The organism is Nonomuraea sp. NPDC050783 (assembly GCF_040802095.1).
Taxonomy (GTDB): Bacteria; Actinomycetota; Actinomycetes; order Streptosporangiales; family Streptosporangiaceae; genus Nonomuraea.
Genome location: NZ_JBFAHK010000004.1, coordinates 1 through 21,443, shown reverse-complemented (window position 1 = coordinate 21,443; position 21,443 = coordinate 1). Strand labels below are relative to the sequence as shown.

Genomic DNA, 21,443 nt, shown 5'->3' with positions numbered 1-21,443 from the left:
GCGGCCGCCCGGAGGTCACAGGTATGACCTGGTGGCTCCCACCAGGTCCGCCGCGCCGTCGCGCGTGCCGACGGGCAGGGCGGAGTCGGGGGTGCGCTCGCGTACGTCATGGTCGCGGATGGCGAACACGGCCGGGGCCACGCCCACGTCGCCGTAACGCCCGGCGACGGCCGCGCCGATCGCCCGCCGCACGTCACCCACCACCTGCCGCACCGTGTGCCCGGCCCCGGCGGCGGCGAGATAGCCCAGCATGCCCGCGTAGCGCAGCTCGCCCTCGCCGCCCGGCCCCGGCCGCGGCCCGGCCGGGGCCGGCTGGTCGAGCCAGAACACCCGCCCGGCGAGGAAGCCCTGGTAGCCGCCGTCGCGGGGGCCCAGCTCGCGCATCGTCTCGGCGAGCAGCTCCCCGAACTCGGCCAGGTCGGCGCCGGGCGGCAGGTCCGTCGTGACGAACAACGGCACGATCAGCGAGTCGAGCATAGGACCCTCCCTCCATGAGGAGGCTCATCGTAGAAGGCGCCACCGACAATTCCCGTGCGCGGCACGCGCGCCGCCCGGCGGGCTTGACCGGCGCCCGGCGGGGGCGGGGGAATGAGGGACCGTTCCTTGACAGGGTGGGGCCGGGGCTAGCGGCGTTCGATCCACTCGTCCTCCAGCACGGAGTGCACGACCGAGTCCCGCCAGCCGTGGGGCGTGTGCACGTGGTGCCGGATGCGGCCCTCCTCGACCATGCCGGCGGTCAGCATCGCGAGCTGGGCGGGCAGGTTGGCGGGGGAGCGGGCGCCCCAGATGCGGTGCAGGCCGAGCTGCTTGAACCCGAACGACAGCAGCAGCCGCACCAGGTCGGTGCCGATGCCGCGGCCCCACTGGTGGGGATGGAGGCCGAAGCCGATCTCGGCGCTGTGCGGGTGTTCGGCCTCGACGCGCAGGCGGGCCACGCCGATGACCTCGCGGTGCTCGGCGTCCACCACGGCCAGGACGTACAGCAGGCGCGGCTCCGCGCGGGCGGCCGCCACGGCCTGCTCGACGAGGTCGGTGACCTCCTGGAGGGAGCGCGGGGCGAAGGGCATGTGCTGGGTCGCCGCCGGGTCGCCGTAGACGGCGTGCAGGGCGGGCACGTCGGCCTCCGTGACGTCGCGGAGGCCGATCCGGTCACCGTTGCACACCACGCGACGCATGCGGAGACGGTAACGCGATTCCCGTGATCTTCACAAGCCCTTGTCAAGTGGCGAGTTGACTACCGTAAGCTCGGGCGACAAGTTCCGCGACCGCGCCGTGGGCGCCGAGCGGCTCGGCGTACCCGGCGTCGATCTGCGCGGCGGCGCGCTCGACGATCCCGGCGGGAGCCTCGTGGCCGATCATGCAGGGGGCGATCGCCAGCCGCTGGGCGCCGGCCGCCCGCAGGCGCTGGGCGGCCACGCCGACGCCCGGCTCGGTGTCGAGGGAGGCGGCGACGACCGGGAGGGTGAGCCGGGAGGCGAGCAGCACCGCGGTGGCCTGCACGGCCCGCACCGCCCGTTCGCCACCGACCGTGCCGAGGATGACGGCGTCCACGGGGCTGGAGACGTTGAGCAGGCGCACCCGGTCGGCGCGGGCCAGGCCGCGCTCGGCCAGCCGGATGTGCAGGGCCTCGGCCAGCAGCGGGTGCGGGCCGAGCGCGTCGGTCACCACGGCGCCGGTGCCGGTGGCCGCCACGGCCTTGCCGATCTCGGCCATGACGACGGGGTCTTCCCAGGTGAGCAGGGGCACCACGACGGCCTCGCGGCCGCCGGGCAGCGTGTCCGCCAGGTCGGTGACGCTCGTCAGCCGCACCTCGATCTGCGGGTTGTCGACGCGGACGACGGCCGCGATCTCCTCCGCCACGCCGGCGGTCTCGCCGGGGGTGGCGAGCACGAGTACGGGGGCGTCCGGCGGCAGGGACGTGGGGACAGGACGGCGGTGGCGGCCGCCGCCCGGCCGGGGGGAACGTTCACGTACAGGCAGGCTCACAGGCGCGCAGTTTATGCCTATTCCCTGACCGTTGTTCTGGGAATAGATGGCGATTGCGTCACAACACTCCGGCAGTGATCGGGATCACATCGTGATCATCCGGACATCCGTCCGGCACCGCCGGGTCAGCGTGCCGGCACGACCACCGACTGCGGGTTGCCGGGGGCGTACACCGTGATGCCCTGCGGCAGCGACCTCAGCTTCTCGATCTCGGCGCAGGCGGGGCATCTGTCGTAGCCGTCCTGGCGGGCCCGGTTCGCCTCCGCCTCCGCCCTGGCCTGCTCCACCTTGGCCCGGGCCTCCGACACGGCGGCCGAGGCGGCCAGCGAGCGGTCCACCGCCTTCTGCACCTCCGCGGGCAGCGTCACCTTCACCAGCGTGAACCGCGGCCCGGTCAGGAACTCGCCGCCCAGCGCGGCCGGCAGGTCGCGGGCCAGGGAGGCGTTGACCGCGTCCTGCACCCTGGAGATGGTGGCGTTGCCGTCACCCGCCTTCAGCGCCGCGTTCTGCAGCAGCGAGCAGGACGGCACCAGCTCGGCGCAGCGCATCGCGCCGATCTGGCCGCGCAGCGCGTTGTCCACCACCGGCCGGACCGCCTGCCCGAAGAAGGCCGACCAGCCCTCCTCGCCGTCCCACGGGTAGAGCGAGCGGTCGTCCTGGGCGCGGAAGGTGCGGGTGCCGTACCTGTCGTCGAAGCGCTTGAGTGTGTCATGGTCGAGGTTGAGCGTGAAGTACAGGGTGCCCTCGATGCCCAGGCTCACCCCGTCGCTGCTGGGCACGGTCACCACGTCCACGCCCAGCGTCGTGGCGCGCCTGGCGTCGGCGGTGATGGTGTAGAAGCGCTGCTGCGCCGGATACACGATCCTCATGTCGATGACCCTCCTGGGTGCGCGGGCGGCGGTGGCAGCCGCCGCCCGCGGTTTCGCGGCGGCGAGAACGGCTCATGCGAACGGCTTAGGCGAACGGCCCCACCTGGCCCGGGATCCCGTGGCCGGGGCCCGGCGCGGGCTCGGGCTCGGCGGCGAGGTCGAGGTCGCGGGTCTCCGGCGCGATGACCAGGCCCACGGCGGTGACCGCCAGGGCGGCGACCACGTACAGGGAGACCGCGACCGTGCTCCGGTACGTCTCGAACAGTTGCAACGCGATGATCGGCGCCAGCGCGCCGCCCACGATCCCGGCCACCTGGTAACCCATGGACGCCCCGCTGTAGCGCAGCCGGGTGCTGAACAGCTCGGCGATGAAGGCCGCCTGCGGCCCGTACATGGCGGCGTGGGTCACCAGCGCGACCACGGCGGCCAGCGCGATCAGCGGGAACGACCTCGTGTCCAGCAGCGGGAAGAACGCGAACACCCACGCCGCCGCCGCCACGACGCCCGCGGCGTACACCGGCCGCCGCCCCACCCGGTCCGACAGCGCGCCGAACAGCGGGATCAGCGCGAGCTGCAGCGCCGAGCCGATGAGCACGGCGTTCAGCGCGTACGAGCGCGGCAGGCCGAGCTGCCCGGTGAGGTAGACGATGATGTACGCGGTGAAGGTGTAGAACGCCACGTCCACCCCGATGCGCGCGGTGAAGGCCGACAGCAGCGCGCGCGGGTGCGTGCGCAGCACCTCCACCAGCGGCATCCGCGCCTTGGCCCCGTGCTGCTCGACCTCGGCGAACAGCGGCGACTCGCTGATCCTCAGCCGCACCCACAGGCCCACGAACACCAGCACCCCCGACAGCAGGAACGGCACCCGCCATCCCCACGCCAGGAACGCCGCGTCCGACTGGACGAAGGACAGCAGCGTCAGCAGGCCGGTGGCCAGCACGTACCCGGCCGGCACGCCGACCTGCGGCCAGCTCGCGTTGAAGCCGCGCCGCCGCCCGTCGCCGTGCTCCAGCGACATGATCACCGCGCCGCCCCACTCGCCGCCCAGCCCGAGCCCCTGGACGAACCGCAGCAGTGCCAGCAGGACCGGCGCGGCCACGCCCACGCTCGCGTACCCGGGCAGCACGCCGATGAGGAACGTCGAGACGCCCATCACCAGCAACGTCACCACCAGCACGGTCTTGCGTCCGGCCCGGTCGCCGAAGTGGCCGAACACCACCCCGCCGAGCGGCCGGGCCACGAACGCCACCGCGTTGGTGGTCAGCGAGGCCAGCGTCGCGGTGAACGGGTCGAGGGAGGGGAAGAACAGCTTCGGGAACACCAGGGTCGCGGCCGTGGTGTAGAGGAAGAAGTCGTACCACTCCAGGGAGGTACCGATGAGGCCGGCGAGGATCACCCGCCGGGTCTGCTGTGGGGAGCCTGCCATCCGACGCTCCTTGTCCTCGGAGAGGGGGTGATATCAACGTAAGGATCGTTGAACAATTCGACAAGAGTTTTGCTCCATGATTCGCTGACGAATGTGGATGACTTCGTCGCCGATCTCTCCCAGGACCGGCCGCGCCTGGGGCGCAGCAGCACGGCCGAGCGCGTGGCCGACATCCTGCGCGAGCGCATCAGCGAGGGTTTCTTCCGGCCCGGTCAGCGGCTGTCGGAGGAGGCCATCTCCGAGGCGCTGACCGTCTCGCGCAACACGCTGCGCGAGGCGTTCCGGCTGCTCGGCCACGAGCGGCTGCTGGACCACCAGCTCAACCGCGGCGTGTTCGTCCGCCTCCCGTCCGCCGAGGACGTCCTCGACCTCTACCGCGTGCGGCGCGTCCTGGAGGGCGCGGCCGTGCGCCGGCCGCCGACGCCGGACGCCCTCGCGGTGATCAGGGAGGCCGTGCGCGAGGCCGAGCAGGCCGCCGCCGGGGACGACTGGCAGCGCGTCGGCACCGCCAACATCCGCTTCCACCAGGCCCTCGTCTCGCTCAACGGCAGCCCGAGGATCGACGAGCTGATGCGCCAGCTCCTGGCCGAGCTGCGCCTCGTCTTCCACGTCATGGACAACCCGCGTGCCTTCCACGAGCCGTTCGTCGAGCGCAACCGGGTGCTGCTCGGGCTCGTCGAGTCCGGCCGTGCTGACGAGGCCGCCGCCTATCTCGACGCCTATCTCGACCACGCGGAGAAACTGCTCGTCCACGCCTACGAGCCGAACCGCTAACGTGGGCGCATGGACCGGATCTTCACCCTCGACGAGGCTCGCGCCCTGCTGCCTGAGATCATCGACGACGTGGGGCTGGTGATCGCCGCCCGCGCCGACCTGGCCGAGATCGCCCACGACCGGCAGGCCCTCGGCTCCTCCGAGCTCGGCGGCATCCCCGAGATCAAGGGGCTGGAGGCCCGCATCGAGGAGGTCCTGAGCGGGTGGACCGAGCGGGGGGTGGAGGTGAAGGGCGTCGCGCCCGTCCTGGTGGACTTCCCGTCGGTGCTGAACGGGGTGTCGGTGCGGCTGTGCTGGATCGAGGGGGAGCGCGAGCTCGCCTGGTACCACCGCACCGAGCTCGGCTTCGCCGGCCGCCGCCCCCTCTGACTCCCCCCGCCGTCCCGGCGGTGCGCGCGGGGGCGGGGGACGCGGACGGGGCGAGGCGTGGGCGGGTGTGGGCGGGCGGGCTTACCCTGCAAGCGTGGAGGCTCACTCGACCAAGGCGATGGCCGTGCGGGCCGTCGACCTCTGCGTGGCGCTGCTGCACGAGCAGCCGTCGATCGAGTCGGTGTCGCGGGTCCTGCGCGCCCACGGCGAGGCCGGGGACCTCGGCCTCGGCGAGGCGGACGTCGCCGCGATGCGGGCGGCGGCGGCCCGCCTGCGCGAGGTGCTGGCCGCCCCCGACGCCGACCGGGCGGCCGCGCTGCTCAACCGGCTCCTCGCCGACGCCGCCGGGGCGCCCAGGCTGACCGACCACGGCGGCACGACGAGCTGGCACGTGCACGTGGACAGCACCGACGACGCGCCGTGGGCCGAGTGGTACCTGGCGTCGTCGGCCATGGCGCTGGCCGTGCTGCTGGCCGACTACCAGCGGGTGCCGGGAGGGTTGTGCGCGTCGCCGAGCTGCCGCCGGCCGTACCTGGACTTCGGCGGGGGCAGCCCGCGCCGCTACTGCAGCGCCCGGTGCGCCACCCGCGAGCGCGTGGCCGCCCACCGCTCCCGCGCCGCCTCCGGCGTCCCCACCTGACCACCTGACACCGCCACGAGCCGGGGCCGCTCAGGGGGCCGGTCAGGGGGCCGGTCAGGGGGCCGGTGCGGGGCTGGGGCGGCGGGAGCCCAGGGCGAGGACGGCCACCGCGACCGCCTGCGCCGCCGCGCCCGCCAGCAGCGCCACGGTGACCGAGTGCGCCGCCAGCGGGCCGGCCACGGCCGAGCCGAGGGCGAACGAGGTGATCTTCAGGCTCGCCCCGGTCGTGAACACCTGGGCGCGCAGCCGGTCGGGCGCCTCGCGGTGCCGTACCGAGAACAGGGCGGTCAGCTGCGGCCCCTCGCCCAGCCCCACCAGCACCGCCGCCGCCACGGCGAGCCAGAACGTCCCGGACACGGCCGCCAGCGCCGTCCCCGCGCACATCGCCGCCGTCCCCCACGCCAGCGCCGCGTCCCACCACCGGGGCGCGCGCTCCCTCCTGGCGGCCAGCACGTTCGCGACGAGCCCGCCCCCGGCGACGACGGCGAGCAGCAGCGCCCCGTGCCCGCTCGCGCCGGTCAGCCGGACGCCGAGCACCGGCGCGGCCACCACCACCATCGCCATCCCCGCGCACGACACCATCGACCCGGCCGTGGCCCGCCGCAGCGCCGGGTTGCCGACGATGACGGCGAACCCGGCCCGCAGCTCCGCGCCGATCCCCGCGCCGGCGGGCCGCGGCCCGTCCCCCGTCCGGGCCGGCGGGAGGGTCCAGGCGACGGGGAGGGCGGCGGCCAGCAGGGCGGCGCAGACGAGGACGCCGGTCCTGGAGCCGACGCCGGCGGCGGCGATCAGGCCGGCCAGCGCGGGCCCGGCGAGCCCGGCCACGTTGTACGTCATCGCGTCGAGCGCGTTGGCCCGCTCCAGCCGGGCGGGCCCGGCGACGGCCGGGAGCTGGGCCGTCCAGCCGCCGGTGAACGCCGGGCCGAGCACGCCGGCGGCCACCGCCACCGCGACCAGGGCGGCGTCCGGCAGCCGTCCCAGCCCGGACACGATGACCAGCAGCCCGCCCGCGTAGCCGGCCACGCACCAGCCCAGCAGCAGCCCGGGGCGCCGCGCCCGGTCCAGCAGCACGCCGAGCAGCGGCCCTCCGACGGCGGCGGTGACCGTCAGCCCGGCCAGCAGCCAGGACGCCACCACCGGCGACCCGGTCACCGCCAGCCCGGCGATCAGCAACGCGGGCCCGGACATCTCGTTCGCGGTCCGGGCGGCGACCGCCCCCGCCATGTAACGCGATAACACATTTGGGACGTTACAGCGGATCACGGGCGGGTGTTAAGGGGATAAAGGGCGGGAAAGTCGTGAAGGGAGAACGAACCACGGGCGCGGCCCGGCCTGTGCGGACTGCGTACCGCGCAGGCCGGACCCCGCCCGCCGGCGCCTGCGCACGATCGGCCGAGGCGTGTCTATGGGGCGGCGGGCGGGGACTGGGCGAATCCGTGCAGGACGGCGTCGGCGAGTGACCGGGCCTGTCGCGCGGGCGAGAACAGGGCGGGGCAGGCCAGCCAGGTGGCGGCGGTGCCGTTGACCGCGTTGATGATCGCGAGCGCCGCGGTGTCCGCCGTGACGCCCGGGCGGAGCTCGGCCTCGGTCAGCAGCCGCACCATCTGCCGCCGCCAGCTCTCCATGACGGCCTGCTTGTCGCGCAGGCCGCGTTCCAGCTCGGCCACGCCCTCGGCGCTGCGCATCGACAGCGCGAACACTTCCCGGAACGTCGCATCCTCCTCCAGTGCCGTGAAGAACGCGACGAGGAAGTCGGTGAGGCGCCGGAGAGGTGGTTCCGGGCCCTCGAGCTTGTTCCAGACGGGCGTCGCGGCCTCGGCCCACAGCTCGCTGATCGCCGCGAGGCAGAGCGCCGCCTTGTCCGTGAAGTGGTGGTAGAGCGCGCCGCGGGTGACTCCTGCCCGTGCGGCGATCCCGGCGAGGGTGGCCGCCGCGTAACCGAGCTCGGCGAACTCCGCGAGTGCCGCGACCAGCAGGGCACGGCGGGTGGCCGCCGCTTCCTCCGCAGTCCTTCGCATGACGAACATTCTCACATACGTGCCGGCATGTATGCTTCACCAAAGATACGTACGTGAATGTATGTAAGGGAGTCCGCCATGCTGCTGTTCCGCGACGTCAAGGTGTTCGACGGCGAGAGGACCCTTCCGCCCACGCACGTCACCGTCGCCGAAGGGCTCATCGCCGCGGTCGGAGAGGCGGAGGCGCCCGGAGCGGTCGTCGTCGAAGGGCGCGGGGCCACCCTGATGCCCGGCCTCATCGACGCGCACGCGCACGCCTTCCCCGGCGATCTGGAACAGGCCGCGGCATTCGGGGTCACGACCGTGCTCGACATGATGGCCGACCCCGTCCAGGCCGCCGGGCTCCGTGTCGCGGCCACGGCCGCCCCCGCGCTGGCGGACCTGCGTACCGCGGGCACCGCTGCCACGATTCCCGGCGGATACGGCTGGTACCTCGTCGAGATGGGCCTCCTGCCGCCCTTCCCCACGCTCACCGCCCCCGAGCAGGCCGACGCCTTCGTGGCCGAGCGGCTGGCCGAAGGGTCCGACTACCTGAAGATCCTGCTCGACGACGGCTCGACCGTAGGCGCGCCGACCCCGGCGATGCCCGACGAGACACTCCACGCGCTGGTCGCCGCCGCCCATGACAGGGACAGGCTGACGGTCGCCCATGCGCTGACCGCGGAGTCCGCCCGGCTGGCGGTCGCCGCGGGTGTCGACGTGCTCGGCCACCTGTTCGTCGACGAGCCGGCCCCGGAGCTGGCTCATGAGCTGGCGGCAAGGGGGACCGTGGTCATCCCCACGCTCGCCGCGCTCGGCGAGCTGTTCGGCAGGCCGCAAGGCCGGCGACTGGCCGCGGACCCCCGGGTCGCGCCCTACCTGGGCGAAGGGGCGCGGCACATGCTCACCATGGGACCCGTGCCGCTCGGCGAAGGCGCACGCCACGACTTCGACGTGGCCCCCCGTACGCTGGCAGAGCTGCGCGACGCCGGCGTCACCGTGCTGGCCGGTTCCGACGCCTCCAACATCGGAACCGCCCACGGCGCGACCCTGCACCATGAACTGCGCCGGCTCGTGGCCGCGGGCTTGACGCCCCGGGAGGCCCTGACCGCCGCCACGGCGGCCCCCGCCCGCTGCTTCGGCCTCGCCGACAGGGGCAGAATCGCGCCCGGACTCCGTGCCGACCTGGTGCTCGTCGACGGCGATCCCACAGCCGACATCGACCACACCCTCGACATCCTCGGCGTCTGGCGGGGCGGGCAGCGCATAGCGCGCGAGCGCCGGCTCGGGGACGAAGGCCCGCTCACCGGCTGAGGGCGGACGGCCTGGGTCACCGCGAGACGCAGGACGTGCCCGAACACTATCGAAAACGTGTTTGAAGCGCGGCGTAGGATCGGAGTATGAAGGTCGCCTTCCAAGCATCCCTGCTGGGCCTCGGCGAGGAGCTGGGGCTCGGGCCGCTCGGCGCGTCCGTGCGCCGCACGCACCTCGCCCACGGCGCCTGGATCGACCTGCGGCCGGGCTGGCTCTCCGGCGCCGACACGCTGTTCGAGCACCTGGCCCACACGGTGCCGTGGCAGGCCGGGCGGCGGCGCATGTACGACCGGCTCGTGGACGTCCCCCGGCTGCAGAAGTTCTACGACGAGGACGAGCCGCTGCCGCACCCGATCCTCGACGAGGCCCGGCGCGCGCTCGACGCCCACTACGGCGAGGAGCTGGGCGAGCCGTTCCGCACCGCGGGCCTGTGCTTCTACCGCGACGGGCGCGACAGCGTGGCCTGGCACGGCGACACGGCCGGGCGGGGCGGCACCGAGGACACCATGGTCGCCATCGTCTCGGTCGGCGACCCGCGCCCGCTCCTGCTGCGGCCCCGGGGCGGCGGGCCGTCGATCCGGCGGGAGCTGGGGCACGGCGACCTCATCGTGATGGGCGGTAGCTGCCAGCGCACCTGGGAGCACGCCGTTCCCAAGAGCGCCCGGCCGGCGGGGCCGCGGATCAGCGTCCAGTTCCGCCCGCGCGACGTCCGCTGACGCCCCGGCGCCCGCTGCTGACGCCCCGCCGCCCGTTGCTGACACCCCGGCGCCCGCCGTGGGTTCCCGGGCGGCGGCCGGTCGTCAGGCGAGGCGGAGGCGGGCGACGCGGCCCTGCTCGCCGGCGGCCCAGCAGGCGCCGTCGCGCGCGCACGCCACCGTGTCGAACGAGCCGGCGTCGAACGTCCGCCACGTCCGCCCGCCCGTCCACGTCACGTCGCTCCCGCTCGGCCCCACGGCCACCGCCGCGGCCGGCGCGTACGGCAGCCACGCCACCCCCGACCGGTACGCCGGCGGCGGCACGGCGGCGGCCCGCCAGGTGGCCCCGCCGTCCCCGGTGATCGCCGCGGCGCTGGGCGACGGCTGCCCGGGCCGGTAGTCGCCGCCGACCGCCAGGCCCCGGTGCCGGTCGCGGAAGGCGAGCCCGAACACTCCCCGGGCCGGGTCCCCGGCAGGGACGGGCGTGTCGGCGACGGTCCAGGTGCGCCCGCGGTCGCGCGAGTGGAACACCCGGGCCCGCTCGCCCCCGCCGCCGGCCAGCCACGCGTCCCGGCCGCCGGCGGTGACCAGGCACTGCCCGCTCGCCGCGAACCCGGCCTCGCCCGGCAGCGCCTCCGGCATCCCGTCCGCGGGCAGCACCCGCCAGCTCCGGCCGCCGTCGTCGGTGGCCAGGACGCGGAACCTGCCGTCCACCGGGTCGCTCATGGCCAGCCCGTGCCGGGTGTCGAAGAAGGCCAGGCAGTCGTAGAAGGCCCGCGGCTCGTCGTTCCTGAACGTCTCGGCCCAGGTGCGCCCGCCGTCCTCGGTCCGGTAGACGCGCGAGTCGGTGCCCTCGCCGATGGACAGCGCCACGGCCCGGCGCGCGTCGAACGCCTCGATGTCGCGGAACTGCAGCGCGTCCGTGCTGGGCGGGGAGACGTCCTGCCAGGTGCGCCCGCCGTCCACCGTCCGCAGCACGGTGCCCTCCGAGCCGGAGACCCAGGCGACGTCCCGGCTGACGGGGGAGAGCCCGCGCAGGCGCGCGCCCACCCCGGTCTGCTTGAGGTCCCAGCCGAGCCGGGGCCCGTCGTCCCCGGCCCGGGCGGAGGCGGGGACGGGGGCCGCCGCGAGCACGGCGGCCGCTGACAGCACGCTCACCACGATGCGAAGCCTCATGCCGGGCAAACTAGACCAAAGGGATCATCCCGTCCACGGGGTCCCGGCCGGCGCCGGAGGCCGTGTCAGGCCGCCGCGCGGTCCGTCCCCCACGCCAGCAGGGACTCCGCCGTCGAGAACCGCCTGCTGGAGACGGACTCGCCGAGGATCACGCCCACCAGCACGCGCCCGTCCTCCCGGCCGGCGAAGGCGAGGCAGTACCCGGCGGCGCGGGTGAACCCCGTCTTCACCCCGATCGCGCCCGGCGTCCCGAGCAGCCGGTTGGTGTTGCGCCAGGTGTAGGCGCCGTGCTCGTCGCCGGCGGCCAGGCTGTGGGAGCGGGCGCCGGCGGCCTGCGCGATCAGCGGGACGCGCAGCGCGGCGGCGGCCAGGACGGCCTGGTCGCGGGCCGTGGAGTAGCCGTCGCCCTCCGGGGTGGGCAGGCCGTCGGCGTTGACGTAGAGGGTGTCGTTCATGCCCAGCTCACGGGCGGTGGCGTTCATCCTGGCGACGAAGCCGTCCACGCCGGGCCCGTACGTGCGGGCCAGGGCGTGCGCGGCGTCGGCCCCCGAGGGCAGCATGAGGCCGTAGAGCAGCTCGCCCACGGTCAGGCGGTCGCCGGACCGCAGGCCGGCGGTGGTGCCGCCGCCGTCCTCGGCGTACGCCACGTCCGCGTCGGAGATCTCGACCACGTCCGTCGGCCTGGCGAGCTTCAGCGCCACGTACGCGGTCATCGTCTTGGTGAGGCTGGCGACGGGCATGCGCTCGCCGCCGTCGTCGTCGAGGAGCGCCTTGCCGGTGGAGGCGTCGAGCAGGTACGCCGCCCGCCCGTGCACCACGGGGGTGTCCAGGGCGGCGGCGGGAGCGGTGATCGGGGCCGGCGCGTCCGCGTACGCGGGCGCCGCGAGCCCCGTGGCCAGGGCCAGGGCGCCGGCCACGGCGGCCAGGCGGGCTTTCCGGTTACGCATTACCCCAGGTTGCCGCCCGTTTTGGTGTGGATTCTCCAAAAAATGCGGCAAGTCGCCCGGAAAGGCCGACACCGTCGGCGATGCCGGGCGGGTAGATCTTTCAGCGGCCGGTCCAGAAGTCGTCGTCCACCCGCTCGCCCTGGAGGAGCTGGGAGAACAGGTCCTCCCACAGCGGCATCACCAGCTCCGGCGCGTACGCCCGCGCCGTCCTGGCCGCCGCGCGCCCCATCCGCTGCCGCAGCCGCCGGTCGGCGATCAGCCGCCCGAGCCCGGCCGCCAGCGCGTCCACGTCGCGCGGCGGCACGAGCAGGCCGTCCACGCCGTCGGTCAGCACGTCCCCCGGGCCGGTCGGGCAGTCGAAGGCGACCACCGGCAGCGCGTGCGCCATGGCCTCGATCATCACCATCGGCAGGCCCTCGAAGCGCGAGCTCAGCGCGTACACGGAGGCGTCGGCCAGCTCCCGTTCGAGCCGGTCGGTACGCCCCGGCAGCGACACGTGCCCGCCGAGCCCGAGCCGCTCGACGAGCCCGGTGAGCTGCCCCCGGCGCGGCCCGGTGCCGAAGACGCGCAGCCGCCACTCCGGGTGCTCGGTCACCACCTGCGCGAACGCCTCGATCAGCAGGTCGAACCCCTTCTGCGGCACCAGCCGCCCGGCCGCGACCACGACCGGGTTCACCTGCCGGGACGGCTCCTGGTCCACCCTGTGGACGGCGTTCGGGATCCGCACCACGGGCGTGCCCGGCACCAGCCGCCGGTACTCCAGCAGGTTGGCGCGGGTCGGCACGGTGATCGCGTCGAACCGGGGGTAGTGCCGGGCGATCTCCCCCCGGATGGTCTCGGGGTAGGCCGACAGGTTCATGTGCTCCTGGGCGACCCGGACGACGCCCGGCGGCGTGCGGCGGGCGGAGATCAGGCTCAGCGCGGGCCGCGTGGTGACCAGGACGCCGTCGCGCAGCCCGGCGCAGTACCGCATGACCGCCCACTCCACGCGCTCGGTGAAGTAGTCGGCCGCGAACTCCCCGCGCGGCACCATCCTGCCGCGCACCCGTCGCCACGCCCTGCGCGCCACCGAGTCCGGCCGCCGGCCGCCGCGCTGGTCCACCAGCGTGCTGAGCGTGACGCGCGGGTCCAGCCCGAACCGCGGCTCGTCCCGCCGCCGCACCACGCTGACCAGCTCGACCTCGTGCCCGGCCGCGGCCATCGCGTTCGCCTGGTTGACGACCGTGCGGATGGTCCCGCCCATGCCGTACGCGTGCAGCATGAGATAGCGGATCTTCACGTCACGGACCCTCGGCCTGCCGGTTCATGCCACGGCACGCTACCGCCCGTACCTGGCAGTTCCCTGGCAACGTCCCGCGCCCCCGGTGGACCGGCGTGGAACCCCGTGGAACGCCTCATGGGCGGGTGCCGCAGGAGCACCCGCCGATGAGGAAGAGGAGTCCGCCTTGTTCGGAATCGAAGGAAAGCACCGTCTGGCCCGGGCGCTCGGCGGCGGCGCGGCGCTGGCCCTGGCCTCGGCCGCGCTGTTCACGCAGCCCGCCGCGGCGAAGCCCTGCTACGGCGACTGCCAGCCGGGGCTGGTCCGCGGCTCCGGCGACCTCAGGTACGACGCCCCGGTGGGCCTCGACGACCAGATCACGGTCACCGCCGCCAACGGGTTCTACGTGCTCACCGACCCCGCCGCCACGATCACCGCGGGCACCGGCTGCGCCCTGGTGACCCCGCACCAGGCCCGCTGCCCGATCGGGCCGTCCCCGCGGATCCGCATCCGCGGCCTGGACGGCGACGACGTCATCACCAACGCCACCTCCTTCCCCGCCGAGCTGAACGGCGACCCGGGCGACGACCGCCTGACCGGCGGCACCGGCGGCGACGAGCTGATCGGCGGGGCCGGCGCCGACCTCGTGCAGGGCGGCGCGGGCGACGACACCGCCGGCTACTCGGGCCCGCCGGTCGGCACCGGCGTCACCGCCGACCTGGACGGCGCCACCGGCGACGACGGCAGCGCCGAGGACGGGCCCGCGGGCGCCAGGGACACCATCGCCGGCGACGTGGAGAACCTGGTGGGCACCAGATTCGACGACGTGCTCACCGGCAACGCGGGCCCGAACGTCATCGACGGCACCGGCGGCCACGACCGGATCAAGGGCCTGGCCGGTGACGACCGGCTCACCGCCAGGGGCGGCGGCACCCTGGACGGCGGCGCGAACGCCGACCACTGCACCTCCGACATCCGGCTCGCGCCGGAGCCGGTCGACACCTTCGTCGGCTGCGAGACCACCGAAGTGATCAACTTCTAGGGCGCGGCGCCACCGGCCCGGCCGTCACTGCCCGGCCAGGCCGGTGTGCGCGACGCCGCGCACGATCTGCCGCTGGAACAACACGAACACCACGAGCAGCGGCAGCCCGGCCAGCACCAGCGAGGCCATGATCTGCGCGTACCGCAGGCCGAAGGTGCCCTGCACGACGTTGGCCAGGCCCACCGGCAGCGTCATCGTGTTGGGGTCGGTGGAGACCAGGAACGGCCACAGGAAGTTGTTCCACGTGGTGATGAAGGTGAAGATCGACACCGCCGCGAGCACCGGCCGCGACAGCGGCAGCACGATGGTGAAGAACACCCGCCAGCGCCCCGCCCCGTCCACGAACGCGGCCTGCTCCAGCTCCGGCGGCACGTCCTGGAAGAACTTGAACAGCACGTACACGATGAGCGGCGCGGCCACCTGCGGCAGGATGATCGCCCACCAGGTGTCCACCAGGCCGAGCGCGACCATCTCGGCGAACAGCGGCGCCATCAGCACCTGCGGCGGCACCATGATCCCGGCCAGGATCACCGCCAGCAGCGCCCGCCGGCCGCGGAAGTGCGTGCGGGCGAACCCGTAGGCGGCCATCGCCGACAGCAGCACGGTCAGGAAAGTGACCAGCACCGCCGTGACCGTCGAGTTGATCGCCCACTTGACGATGCCGCCGGTGCCGAGGACCAGCCGGTAGGCGTCGAGCGTGAGCGTGCTGCCGAACCACTCCAGCGGGATCTTGGTGGTCTCGGTCTCGGGCTTGAGCGAGGTGGCCACCGCCCAGGCCACGGGCGCCAGCCAGATGGCCGCCAGCACCAGCGCCACCAGCAGCAGCACGAGCTGGCCGGGGCGGAACCGCTTGGTCATGAGGAGCCCTCCGCGCGCTTGCGGAACAGCCGCAGCTGTGCCAGGGAGACGACGACGATGATGGCGAACAGGATGTACGACACGGCCGAGGCGTAGCCGACGCGATAGCCGGTGAAGCCGACGTCGTAGGCGTACTCGATGATGGGCCGGGTGCTGTCCTGGGGGCCGCCGCCGGTCATCAGGTAGATCTGGTCGAAGACCTTCAGCGAGGCCAGCAACTGCAGCACCACGATGAGCGCCGTGGTGCGGCCCAGCAGGGGCAGCGTGATCGAGCGCAGCCGGTTCCAGGCGTTGGCCCCGTCGATGGCGGCGGCCTCGTACAGGTGCTGCGGGATCGACTGGAGCGCGGCCAGGTAGAGCAGGAAGTTGAAGCCGACCGTCCACCAGACCGTGGTCAGCACCACCGACCACATGGCCGTGGACGGGTCGCCCAGCCACAGCACGTCGATGCCGAGCGTGCCGTTGATCAGGCCGTAGCTCGGCGGGTAGATCATCTGGAGCCACAGCAGCGACACCACGGCCGACGGCAGCAGGAACGGCCCGAAGAACGACAGCCGCCACAACCACTGCACGAACCGCAGGTGGTGCACCAGCAGCGCGAAGGCGAGCCCGAGCAGCACCAGCGGCACCGTGCTGAGCGCGGTGAAGACCAGCGTGTTCCACAACGAGCGCCACATGCGCGGGTCGCCGAACGCCTCGGCGTAGTTGGCGAAGCCGACGAAGGCGTCGTTGGTGCCCGCGATGTTGACGCTGGACAGGCTCATCCGCAGGCCCAGCACCACAGGCCAGACCAGGAAGGCCAGGTAGACCGCCAGGAAGGGCGCGACGAACAGCAGGCCGTGCTGCGTCCAGGCGCGCCTGACCTTGACCTCGGCGGCGGGCGGGGCGGCCGCGGGGGCCGCGACGGTGGTCGCCATCAGCGCTCCTGCCTGGGGAAGGGGTTCGGGGCGGCCAGCAGCCTGGCCAGCGACGCCTTGGCCGCGGCCAGGCCGTCCTCGGGCGAGCGCTGCCCGCTGATGACCGGGGAGAACGCCTCGCCGAACTCGATCCACAACCGCGAGGCCGAGCCGGTGAACCACACCTGCGGGTCGAGCGCGACCTCGGTGACGACCGAGCGGTACTCCGACTGCGGGTGCAGCGCGAGGTAGTCGGGCTGGTCGAGGGTCGGCAGGTACGCCGGGACGTGCCCGGCCACGGCCCAGTCGGCGCTGTTCTTGACCAGGTAGGCGATGAAGCGGTACACGGCCCGCTCCACCTCGGGGTCGCGGTCGCGCTGGTGCGGCAGCACGAAGGCATGGCAGTCGGCCTGCGCCGAGGCGCCGCCGAAGACGCTGGGGAAGCGGGCCATGCTGAAGGGCGTCTTGCGCTCCTTGAGCCCGGTGACCTCCCAGTCGCCGTTCCACAGGAACGCCGCCTCGCCGTTGGTGAAGTTCGCGACCGAGGCGCCGTAGTCGGTGCGCCAGTCGCACAGCCCCTCCGAGCCGAGGCGGGCCATCAGGCGCAGCGCGGCCAGGGCCTTGTCGTCGTCGATGGTGATCCTGGTGCCGTCCGGCGACAGCAGGGTGCCGCCGCTCTGCGGGTAGAGCGACCACCACACCCGCCAGGGGCCGACCGTGCCGAGGCCGAGCGCGTCGAAGGCGAGCGGCGGCTTGCCGCCCATTGCGTCCTTGGCCTTGCGCAGCATGGCCAGCAGCTCGTCCTCGCCTTTGGTGGGCAGCAGCTTGCCGTCGGAGCCGAGCAGGCCGGCCTTGGCGCACAGGTCGGTGTTGTAGTACTGGACCATGGGGTGGGCGTCGAGCGGGATCGCGTACAGCACGCCGTCGAGGTGGGCGCGCTCCCAGATCGGCGGCGAGAAGTCGGAGCCGCGCAGCCCCGCCTCCTCCATCAGCTTGACGTCGATCGGGTCGAGGATGGCGCCCGCGCCGATGCCGGCCAGCCGGGCCAGGTGGAAGGTGGCCAGGTCGGGGGAGCGCCCGCCGGAGCCGGCCATGGCGATCTTCGTGTAGTACGGCTCGCCCCAGGCGAGCACGTTCTCCTCGACGTAGATGTCCGGGGCGGTCCTGGCGAACGCCTGGACCATCTGGTTCATGATGATGCCGTCGCTGGCACCGAGGAAGTGCCAGTACTGGACGTGGGTCCGGGACGAGCCGAGCCCCACGGGGAGGGCGCAGCCTGCGGCGGCCGCTCCGGCGAGCGCCAGGCTGCCGCCGAGGAGGGTCCGGCGGGAGACGTGAGGGGGACCTTGCACGGTGGCCTCTTCCTTCACCGAGCTGTCGTTCGGCCAGATTCTCGCGGTCGGATTTCTCGCGGTGGGAGGGAGGGATCGAGCCAGTAAGGAAGGAGCCCCGGCGCGCGGTGCGCGGCGAGGCGTGGCGAACGGGTTATCCGAGTGTTAGCGGTAACACGGAGCGTGTCAAGGCCCAGGGAGCAACCGCTTCCCGCGCTCCCCGCCGCGTCCCCGTCCCTCTTGACCGCGTCCGCTGATAGCGCTATCAATCAGTCTCACGACGTCACGCTCACACCACAGGAGCCGCCTTCGTGCACCAGGCCGAACCCACGATCGGCCCGCCTTGCGCGTGGCCCCGACATCCGGCACGACCCGATGACAGTCCTGCCGCCCCCGGCCTCCTGGAACGTGATCAGGCTCGGCTGAGCCCCGGCGCGGCGCCGGTGCTCTCGCGCACGACCAGCTCCGGCTCCACCATGCGCCGGGCCTCGGGCTCGGCGCCGGCCATCCGGTCCAGCAACATGTGGAAGGCGTGCCGGCCGACCTCGCCGAAGTCCTGCCGGACGGTGGTCAGCGGCGGCCAGAAGTACGCGGCCTCGGGAAGGTCGTCGAACCCGGCCACGCTGACGTCCTCGGGCACCCGGCGCCCCGCCTCGCGCAGCGCCCGCAGCACCCCGAGCGCCATCTGGTCGTTGGCCACGAACACCGCGGTGACCTCGGGGTCGGCGGCCAGGCGGCGGCCGAGCTGGTAGCCGGAGCGCGAGCTCCAGTCGCCGCGCAGCACCTCCGGCACCGGCCGGCCGGCGGCCTCCAGCACCTCGCGCCAGCCCGCGATGCGGTCGTTGGCGTCGAGCCAGTCGGCCGGGCCGGCCACGTGCCGGACGGTCTCGTGGCCGAGGCTGAGCAGGTGGCGGGTGGCCCGGACCGCGCCGGCCCGCTGGTCGACCTTGGCCACCGGCACGGGGATGTCGTCACCGGCGTCCACCGCCACCACCGGCATCTCCGGCGGCAGGTGGCGCAGCCCGTCGGCGGCCGACTCGTGCGGCGCCACGATGATCACACCGTCCACGGCCTGGGCGCGCAGCCGCTCCACGCCCTCCCGGATGGAGGTGCGGTCGAGCGAGCTGAGGCTGGCGATGCTGACGTTGTAGCCGGCGTGCCGGGCGGCCTGCTCGACGCTGTAGAGCGTGGAGGCCGGGCCGTAGAGCGTGGTGTCGATGCTCACCACGCCGAGCACGCCGGAGCGGCCGGTCACGAGCTGGCGGGCCGCGTGGTTGGGCCGGTAGTCGAGCTCCTTGACGGCGGCCAGCACCCGCGCCCTGGTCTCGGCCCGGACGCGCTCGGGCGCGTTGAGCACCCTGGAGACCGTCATCGTGGAGACCCCTGCGAGGACGGCGACGTCCATGAGCACCGCAGGTCTGCCCGTCCTGGATTTCACCGCGGCTCACCCCCTTGCCGGTAACGCTAACAGGCGCAAGGGGTAAGCGCGCGCGATCACATACGGGAGTCACGATCAGGACAGGAAGGGTTGCCCGCCGCCTGTTTCCCGGTCGATGCAACAGTTCGCCGGGCGAGTCCATCTGGGACATGACATGGACGACGAAAGGCGAAGGCAGTTGGAAGCAGACCCCCGGTTCGCCGGGTTCGTCGCCGAGCGCGGCGACGCGCTGTTGCGTTACGGCTATGTCCTGGCCGGGAACCCGCACGACGCCGCCGACCTGGTGCAGGAGGCGCTGCTGAAGCTCCGCGCGTCCTGGTCCCGGCTGCGCGCCAAGGACAACCCCGAGAGCTACGTACGGACCACCATGGCCAGGCTGCACGTCGCCGCCTGGCGGTTGCGCCGGCGCGAGCTGCTCACCTGGGACCCGCCGGAGCGCGGGCACCACGACGCGCTGTCCGGCGAGGAGGAGCGGGCGATGTGGGACGCGCTGGCCGGGCTGCCGCGAAGACAGCGGGTGGTGCTGGTGCTGCGCTACTACGAGGGGCTGAGCGACGAGGAGATCGCGGCCGCGCTGAGGATCTCGCGCGGCACCGTGCGGAGCCAGGCGTCCCGGGCGCTCGGCAAGCTGCGGGCCGCGATGAGCGAGGACATCGAGGAAGGCGTCATGGGGGATCACGGGAGGCGGCGGTGAACGGTTTCGAGGAACGGCTGCGCAGCACGCTGGGGAACGCGGCCGAGGGGGCGCCCAGGCTCGCCGCCTCGGCGGCGGACCGGCTGGAGAGCGGCTACCGGCGGCGCAGGCACCGCTCCCGGGCGCTGGTCGCGGCCGCGGCCGTCGTGGTGGTGACCGGCGGGGTGATCGGCGGGGTGATCGGCCTCCTGCGCGGACCGGGCGGGGACGGCCCGGGGCCCGCCACCGGCCCGTCGGCGGTGCCGTCCGCGATGATCAGCACCCCGGCCGAGCCCGTGGAGAAGGTCTGGCCGCGGGCGGTCAGGACGATGCCCGCCGAGGACTCCGCGGGCCGGGAGCTGCGCCCCGTGGCCCTGGACGGCGACGGGACCCTGCTGGTGGTCGCCCGGGGCAGGGCGGAGGGCGGCTCCGCCGACGAGGTCCTCTACCGGTACGACCTCGACCAGGCGGTGCTGCGCGAGGTCGCCGACCTGCCCCGGCCGAAGAGGAAGAGCGAGGGGCCCGCCGAAGGGTTCGGCATGGGCGACGGCGTGGTGGCGTGGTGGACCTCCGCGAAGAAGTCCGTCCGCCTCTGGACCGCGCCGCTGACCGGCGGCCAGGCCAGGCAGGTGGCCGCGTACGAGACCGGCGGCGACATGATCGACAGCCTGGCCGTGGCGAAGGGCTCGATCGTGTTCTCCGTGCAGGGGGGCGGGGTGTTCGGCGTCCCCGTCGCCGGGGGACAGGTGCGGCCGGTCGAGCACGGCGACGGGCTGCACCTGCTGACCTGGCCGTGGGCGGGCTCGCCCGGAAGCTGGTCGCCGAAGGACGGCGCGCCCTTCACCCACCTGGTCAACCTGGAGACCGGCCAGGCCGACGACGCCGCCCCGGCCCGCGAGGGCGAGCAGCTGCTCGCCTGCGGCGTGCGGTCCTGCCTGGTGACGACGTCCGGCGGCGCCAGGGCCTTCACCCGCCAGCGGGACGGCTCGGAGCAGCAGGAGGTGCCGACCGGCTTCCAGATCCCCGAGCCGCCCGGCCAGAGCCGCTTCTACGTCAGGACGCTGCACAGCCAGGGCCCCGGCCTCGGCCTGTACGACCTGAAGACCGGCACCCTGGCGGACCTGGGCATCGGGGAGGAGGCCGCCCAGGGCGAGGTCCCGGTCGCCGACCGCACCGGCCGGTTCATGACGTACCGCACCAAGAACGGCAGATACGTGATCGACCTGTCCAGAATCCCCTGATCATGATCACCCAGAGGCACCCACGGCGCACCGCGGCTCGCGAGGTCGCGCAGCAGGGTCAAGAAGGACGCCGGAACGCCGGTCACGGTCGCTGGGGCTGCGGCTTGGCCTCTCAACGACTCAGCCTCGTCCGGTGATGGGGCCTAAGTCATTCGGTACGTGAACTCCAGGCTGCCGGGCACGGATGGGTCACATGCCGGTTGGGGCAACAGGTCGGCGGCTCCGGCCAGCCGGTGTTGCAGGGGAATCACGTCCCGGTCCGGCCGGTGCGGCGCGTACGCACCCGCCATCCACTCCCCGGCCTTGTCCACGTCCTCGAACGTCTCGGCGATCCTCGACCGTGGCTTGATCAGCCAATCTCCGGTCCGCATCGGCGGCAGAGGGGAGGTGGTGAAGCCAGGGGAGGCGGGACGTCGCCCGGCCTCGTGCTTGAGCTCCTGGCCGTTGCCGGCCCAGAGGTAGGCGTGCCAGTGCATGCGTCCCCGTACAGTCGAAGGAGACGGCTCCCTGCCT

At 73.8% G+C, this 21,443-nt stretch carries 22 protein-coding genes and 1 pseudogene; 8 read left to right on the top strand and 15 right to left on the bottom strand.

All coding sequences use genetic code 11. The features are described from left to right. Positions 1-15: 15 nt before the first annotated feature. From AB0H75_RS11525 to AB0H75_RS11505, 5 genes are all read right to left on the bottom strand, one after another. A complete protein-coding gene (locus AB0H75_RS11525; RefSeq protein ID WP_367794320.1) occupies positions 16-477 on the bottom strand; it encodes a hypothetical protein in 462 nt (153 codons plus the stop codon). Between the two features lie 146 nt (positions 478-623). Then, positions 624-1,175 carry a GNAT family N-acetyltransferase gene (locus AB0H75_RS11520; RefSeq protein ID WP_367794317.1) on the bottom strand — a complete coding sequence of 184 codons (552 nt, stop codon included), beginning with the start codon at positions 1,173-1,175 and terminating at the stop codon, positions 624-626. A 43-nt stretch (positions 1,176-1,218) separates the two neighbouring features. Then, a complete protein-coding gene (locus tag AB0H75_RS11515; protein ID WP_367794314.1) occupies positions 1,219-1,986 on the bottom strand; it encodes a sirohydrochlorin chelatase in 768 nt (255 codons plus the stop codon). A gap of 125 nt (positions 1,987-2,111) precedes the next feature. Beyond that, the gene (locus AB0H75_RS11510) at positions 2,112-2,855 is read right to left on the bottom strand and encodes an SPFH domain-containing protein (protein ID WP_367794311.1); all 744 of its coding nucleotides are present in this window, start codon (positions 2,853-2,855) and stop codon (positions 2,112-2,114) included. Positions 2,856-2,940: 85 nt separating this feature from the next. Beyond that, entirely contained in the window at positions 2,941-4,281 is a 1,341-nt protein-coding gene (locus AB0H75_RS11505; protein WP_367794308.1) for an MFS transporter, read from the bottom strand. Positions 4,282-4,374: 93 nt separating this feature from the next. On the opposite strand from AB0H75_RS11505, the gene AB0H75_RS11500 reads away from it, so the two are divergent. The 3 genes from AB0H75_RS11500 (at position 4,375) to AB0H75_RS11490 (ending at position 6,064) form a co-directional block, all read left to right on the top strand. Further along, on the top strand, positions 4,375-5,055 hold the full coding sequence (locus AB0H75_RS11500) for a GntR family transcriptional regulator (RefSeq protein WP_367794306.1): 681 nt from the start codon (positions 4,375-4,377) through the stop codon (positions 5,053-5,055). 9 nt (positions 5,056-5,064) lie between these two features. Further along, positions 5,065-5,424: a DUF2203 domain-containing protein gene (locus AB0H75_RS11495; RefSeq protein WP_367794303.1), complete on the top strand. Its 360-nt coding sequence runs from the start codon at positions 5,065-5,067 to the stop codon at positions 5,422-5,424. Positions 5,425-5,518: 94 nt separating this feature from the next. After that, positions 5,519-6,064, top strand: a complete 546-nt coding sequence (locus tag AB0H75_RS11490; protein ID WP_367794300.1) for a CGNR zinc finger domain-containing protein — start codon at positions 5,519-5,521, stop codon at positions 6,062-6,064. A 54-nt stretch (positions 6,065-6,118) separates the two neighbouring features. On the opposite strand, the gene AB0H75_RS11485 is transcribed toward AB0H75_RS11490, so the two are convergent. Then, positions 6,119-7,303: an MFS transporter gene (locus AB0H75_RS11485; RefSeq protein ID WP_367794297.1), complete on the bottom strand. Its 1,185-nt coding sequence runs from the start codon at positions 7,301-7,303 to the stop codon at positions 6,119-6,121. A gap of 164 nt (positions 7,304-7,467) precedes the next feature. Beyond that, positions 7,468-8,082: a TetR family transcriptional regulator gene (locus tag AB0H75_RS11480; protein ID WP_367794295.1), complete on the bottom strand. Its 615-nt coding sequence runs from the start codon at positions 8,080-8,082 to the stop codon at positions 7,468-7,470. A gap of 78 nt (positions 8,083-8,160) precedes the next feature. Between AB0H75_RS11480 and AB0H75_RS11475 the strand changes: the two genes are divergently transcribed. Then, a complete protein-coding gene (locus tag AB0H75_RS11475; RefSeq protein ID WP_367794292.1) occupies positions 8,161-9,375 on the top strand; it encodes an amidohydrolase family protein in 1,215 nt (404 codons plus the stop codon). 86 nt (positions 9,376-9,461) lie between these two features. After that, positions 9,462-10,091 (top strand): alpha-ketoglutarate-dependent dioxygenase AlkB, encoded by a 630-nt coding sequence (locus tag AB0H75_RS11470; RefSeq protein WP_367794289.1) that lies wholly within the window; start codon positions 9,462-9,464, stop codon positions 10,089-10,091. A gap of 84 nt (positions 10,092-10,175) precedes the next feature. On the opposite strand, the gene AB0H75_RS11465 is transcribed toward AB0H75_RS11470, so the two are convergent. The 3 genes from AB0H75_RS11465 to AB0H75_RS11455 form a co-directional block, all read right to left on the bottom strand. After that, complete coding sequence (locus AB0H75_RS11465) at positions 10,176-11,246, bottom strand: WD40/YVTN/BNR-like repeat-containing protein (protein ID WP_367794286.1); 1,071 nt, start codon at positions 11,244-11,246, stop codon at positions 10,176-10,178. Positions 11,247-11,311: 65 nt separating this feature from the next. Continuing rightward, on the bottom strand, positions 11,312-12,193 hold the full coding sequence (locus tag AB0H75_RS11460; protein ID WP_367794283.1) for a D-alanyl-D-alanine carboxypeptidase family protein: 882 nt from the start codon (positions 12,191-12,193) through the stop codon (positions 11,312-11,314). A gap of 100 nt (positions 12,194-12,293) precedes the next feature. After that, complete coding sequence (locus AB0H75_RS11455; protein ID WP_367794280.1) at positions 12,294-13,472, bottom strand: glycosyltransferase family 4 protein; 1,179 nt, start codon at positions 13,470-13,472, stop codon at positions 12,294-12,296. A 166-nt stretch (positions 13,473-13,638) separates the two neighbouring features. Here AB0H75_RS11455 and AB0H75_RS11450 point away from each other — a divergent pair, with 166 nt between their 5' ends. Continuing rightward, entirely contained in the window at positions 13,639-14,493 is an 855-nt protein-coding gene (locus tag AB0H75_RS11450) for a calcium-binding protein (RefSeq protein WP_367794277.1), read from the top strand. Between the two features lie 24 nt (positions 14,494-14,517). On the opposite strand, the gene AB0H75_RS11445 is transcribed toward AB0H75_RS11450, so the two are convergent. The 4 genes from AB0H75_RS11445 to AB0H75_RS11430 form a co-directional block, all read right to left on the bottom strand. Beyond that, positions 14,518-15,351 (bottom strand): carbohydrate ABC transporter permease, encoded by an 834-nt coding sequence (locus AB0H75_RS11445; protein ID WP_367794274.1) that lies wholly within the window; start codon positions 15,349-15,351, stop codon positions 14,518-14,520. Beyond that, entirely contained in the window at positions 15,348-16,268 is a 921-nt protein-coding gene (locus tag AB0H75_RS11440; protein WP_367794271.1) for a carbohydrate ABC transporter permease, read from the bottom strand. The genes AB0H75_RS11445 and AB0H75_RS11440 overlap by 4 nt, the downstream gene beginning before the upstream one ends. Beyond that, complete coding sequence (locus AB0H75_RS11435; protein ID WP_367794268.1) at positions 16,268-17,599, bottom strand: extracellular solute-binding protein; 1,332 nt, start codon at positions 17,597-17,599, stop codon at positions 16,268-16,270. The genes AB0H75_RS11440 and AB0H75_RS11435 overlap by 1 nt, the downstream gene beginning before the upstream one ends. A gap of 391 nt (positions 17,600-17,990) precedes the next feature. Further along, a complete protein-coding gene (locus tag AB0H75_RS11430) occupies positions 17,991-18,983 on the bottom strand; it encodes a LacI family DNA-binding transcriptional regulator (RefSeq protein WP_367795979.1) in 993 nt (330 codons plus the stop codon). Positions 18,984-19,194: 211 nt separating this feature from the next. Between AB0H75_RS11430 and AB0H75_RS11425 the strand changes: the two genes are divergently transcribed. Then, positions 19,195-19,710, top strand: a complete 516-nt coding sequence (locus AB0H75_RS11425; protein WP_367794265.1) for a SigE family RNA polymerase sigma factor — start codon at positions 19,195-19,197, stop codon at positions 19,708-19,710. Then, positions 19,707-20,930, top strand: a complete 1,224-nt coding sequence (locus tag AB0H75_RS11420; RefSeq protein ID WP_367794262.1) for a hypothetical protein — start codon at positions 19,707-19,709, stop codon at positions 20,928-20,930. The genes AB0H75_RS11425 and AB0H75_RS11420 overlap by 4 nt, the downstream gene beginning before the upstream one ends. A 143-nt stretch (positions 20,931-21,073) precedes the next feature. Here AB0H75_RS11420 and AB0H75_RS11415 read toward each other — a convergent pair. Further along, positions 21,074-21,443: pseudogene (locus tag AB0H75_RS11415) on the bottom strand (hypothetical protein); the annotation flags it as partial.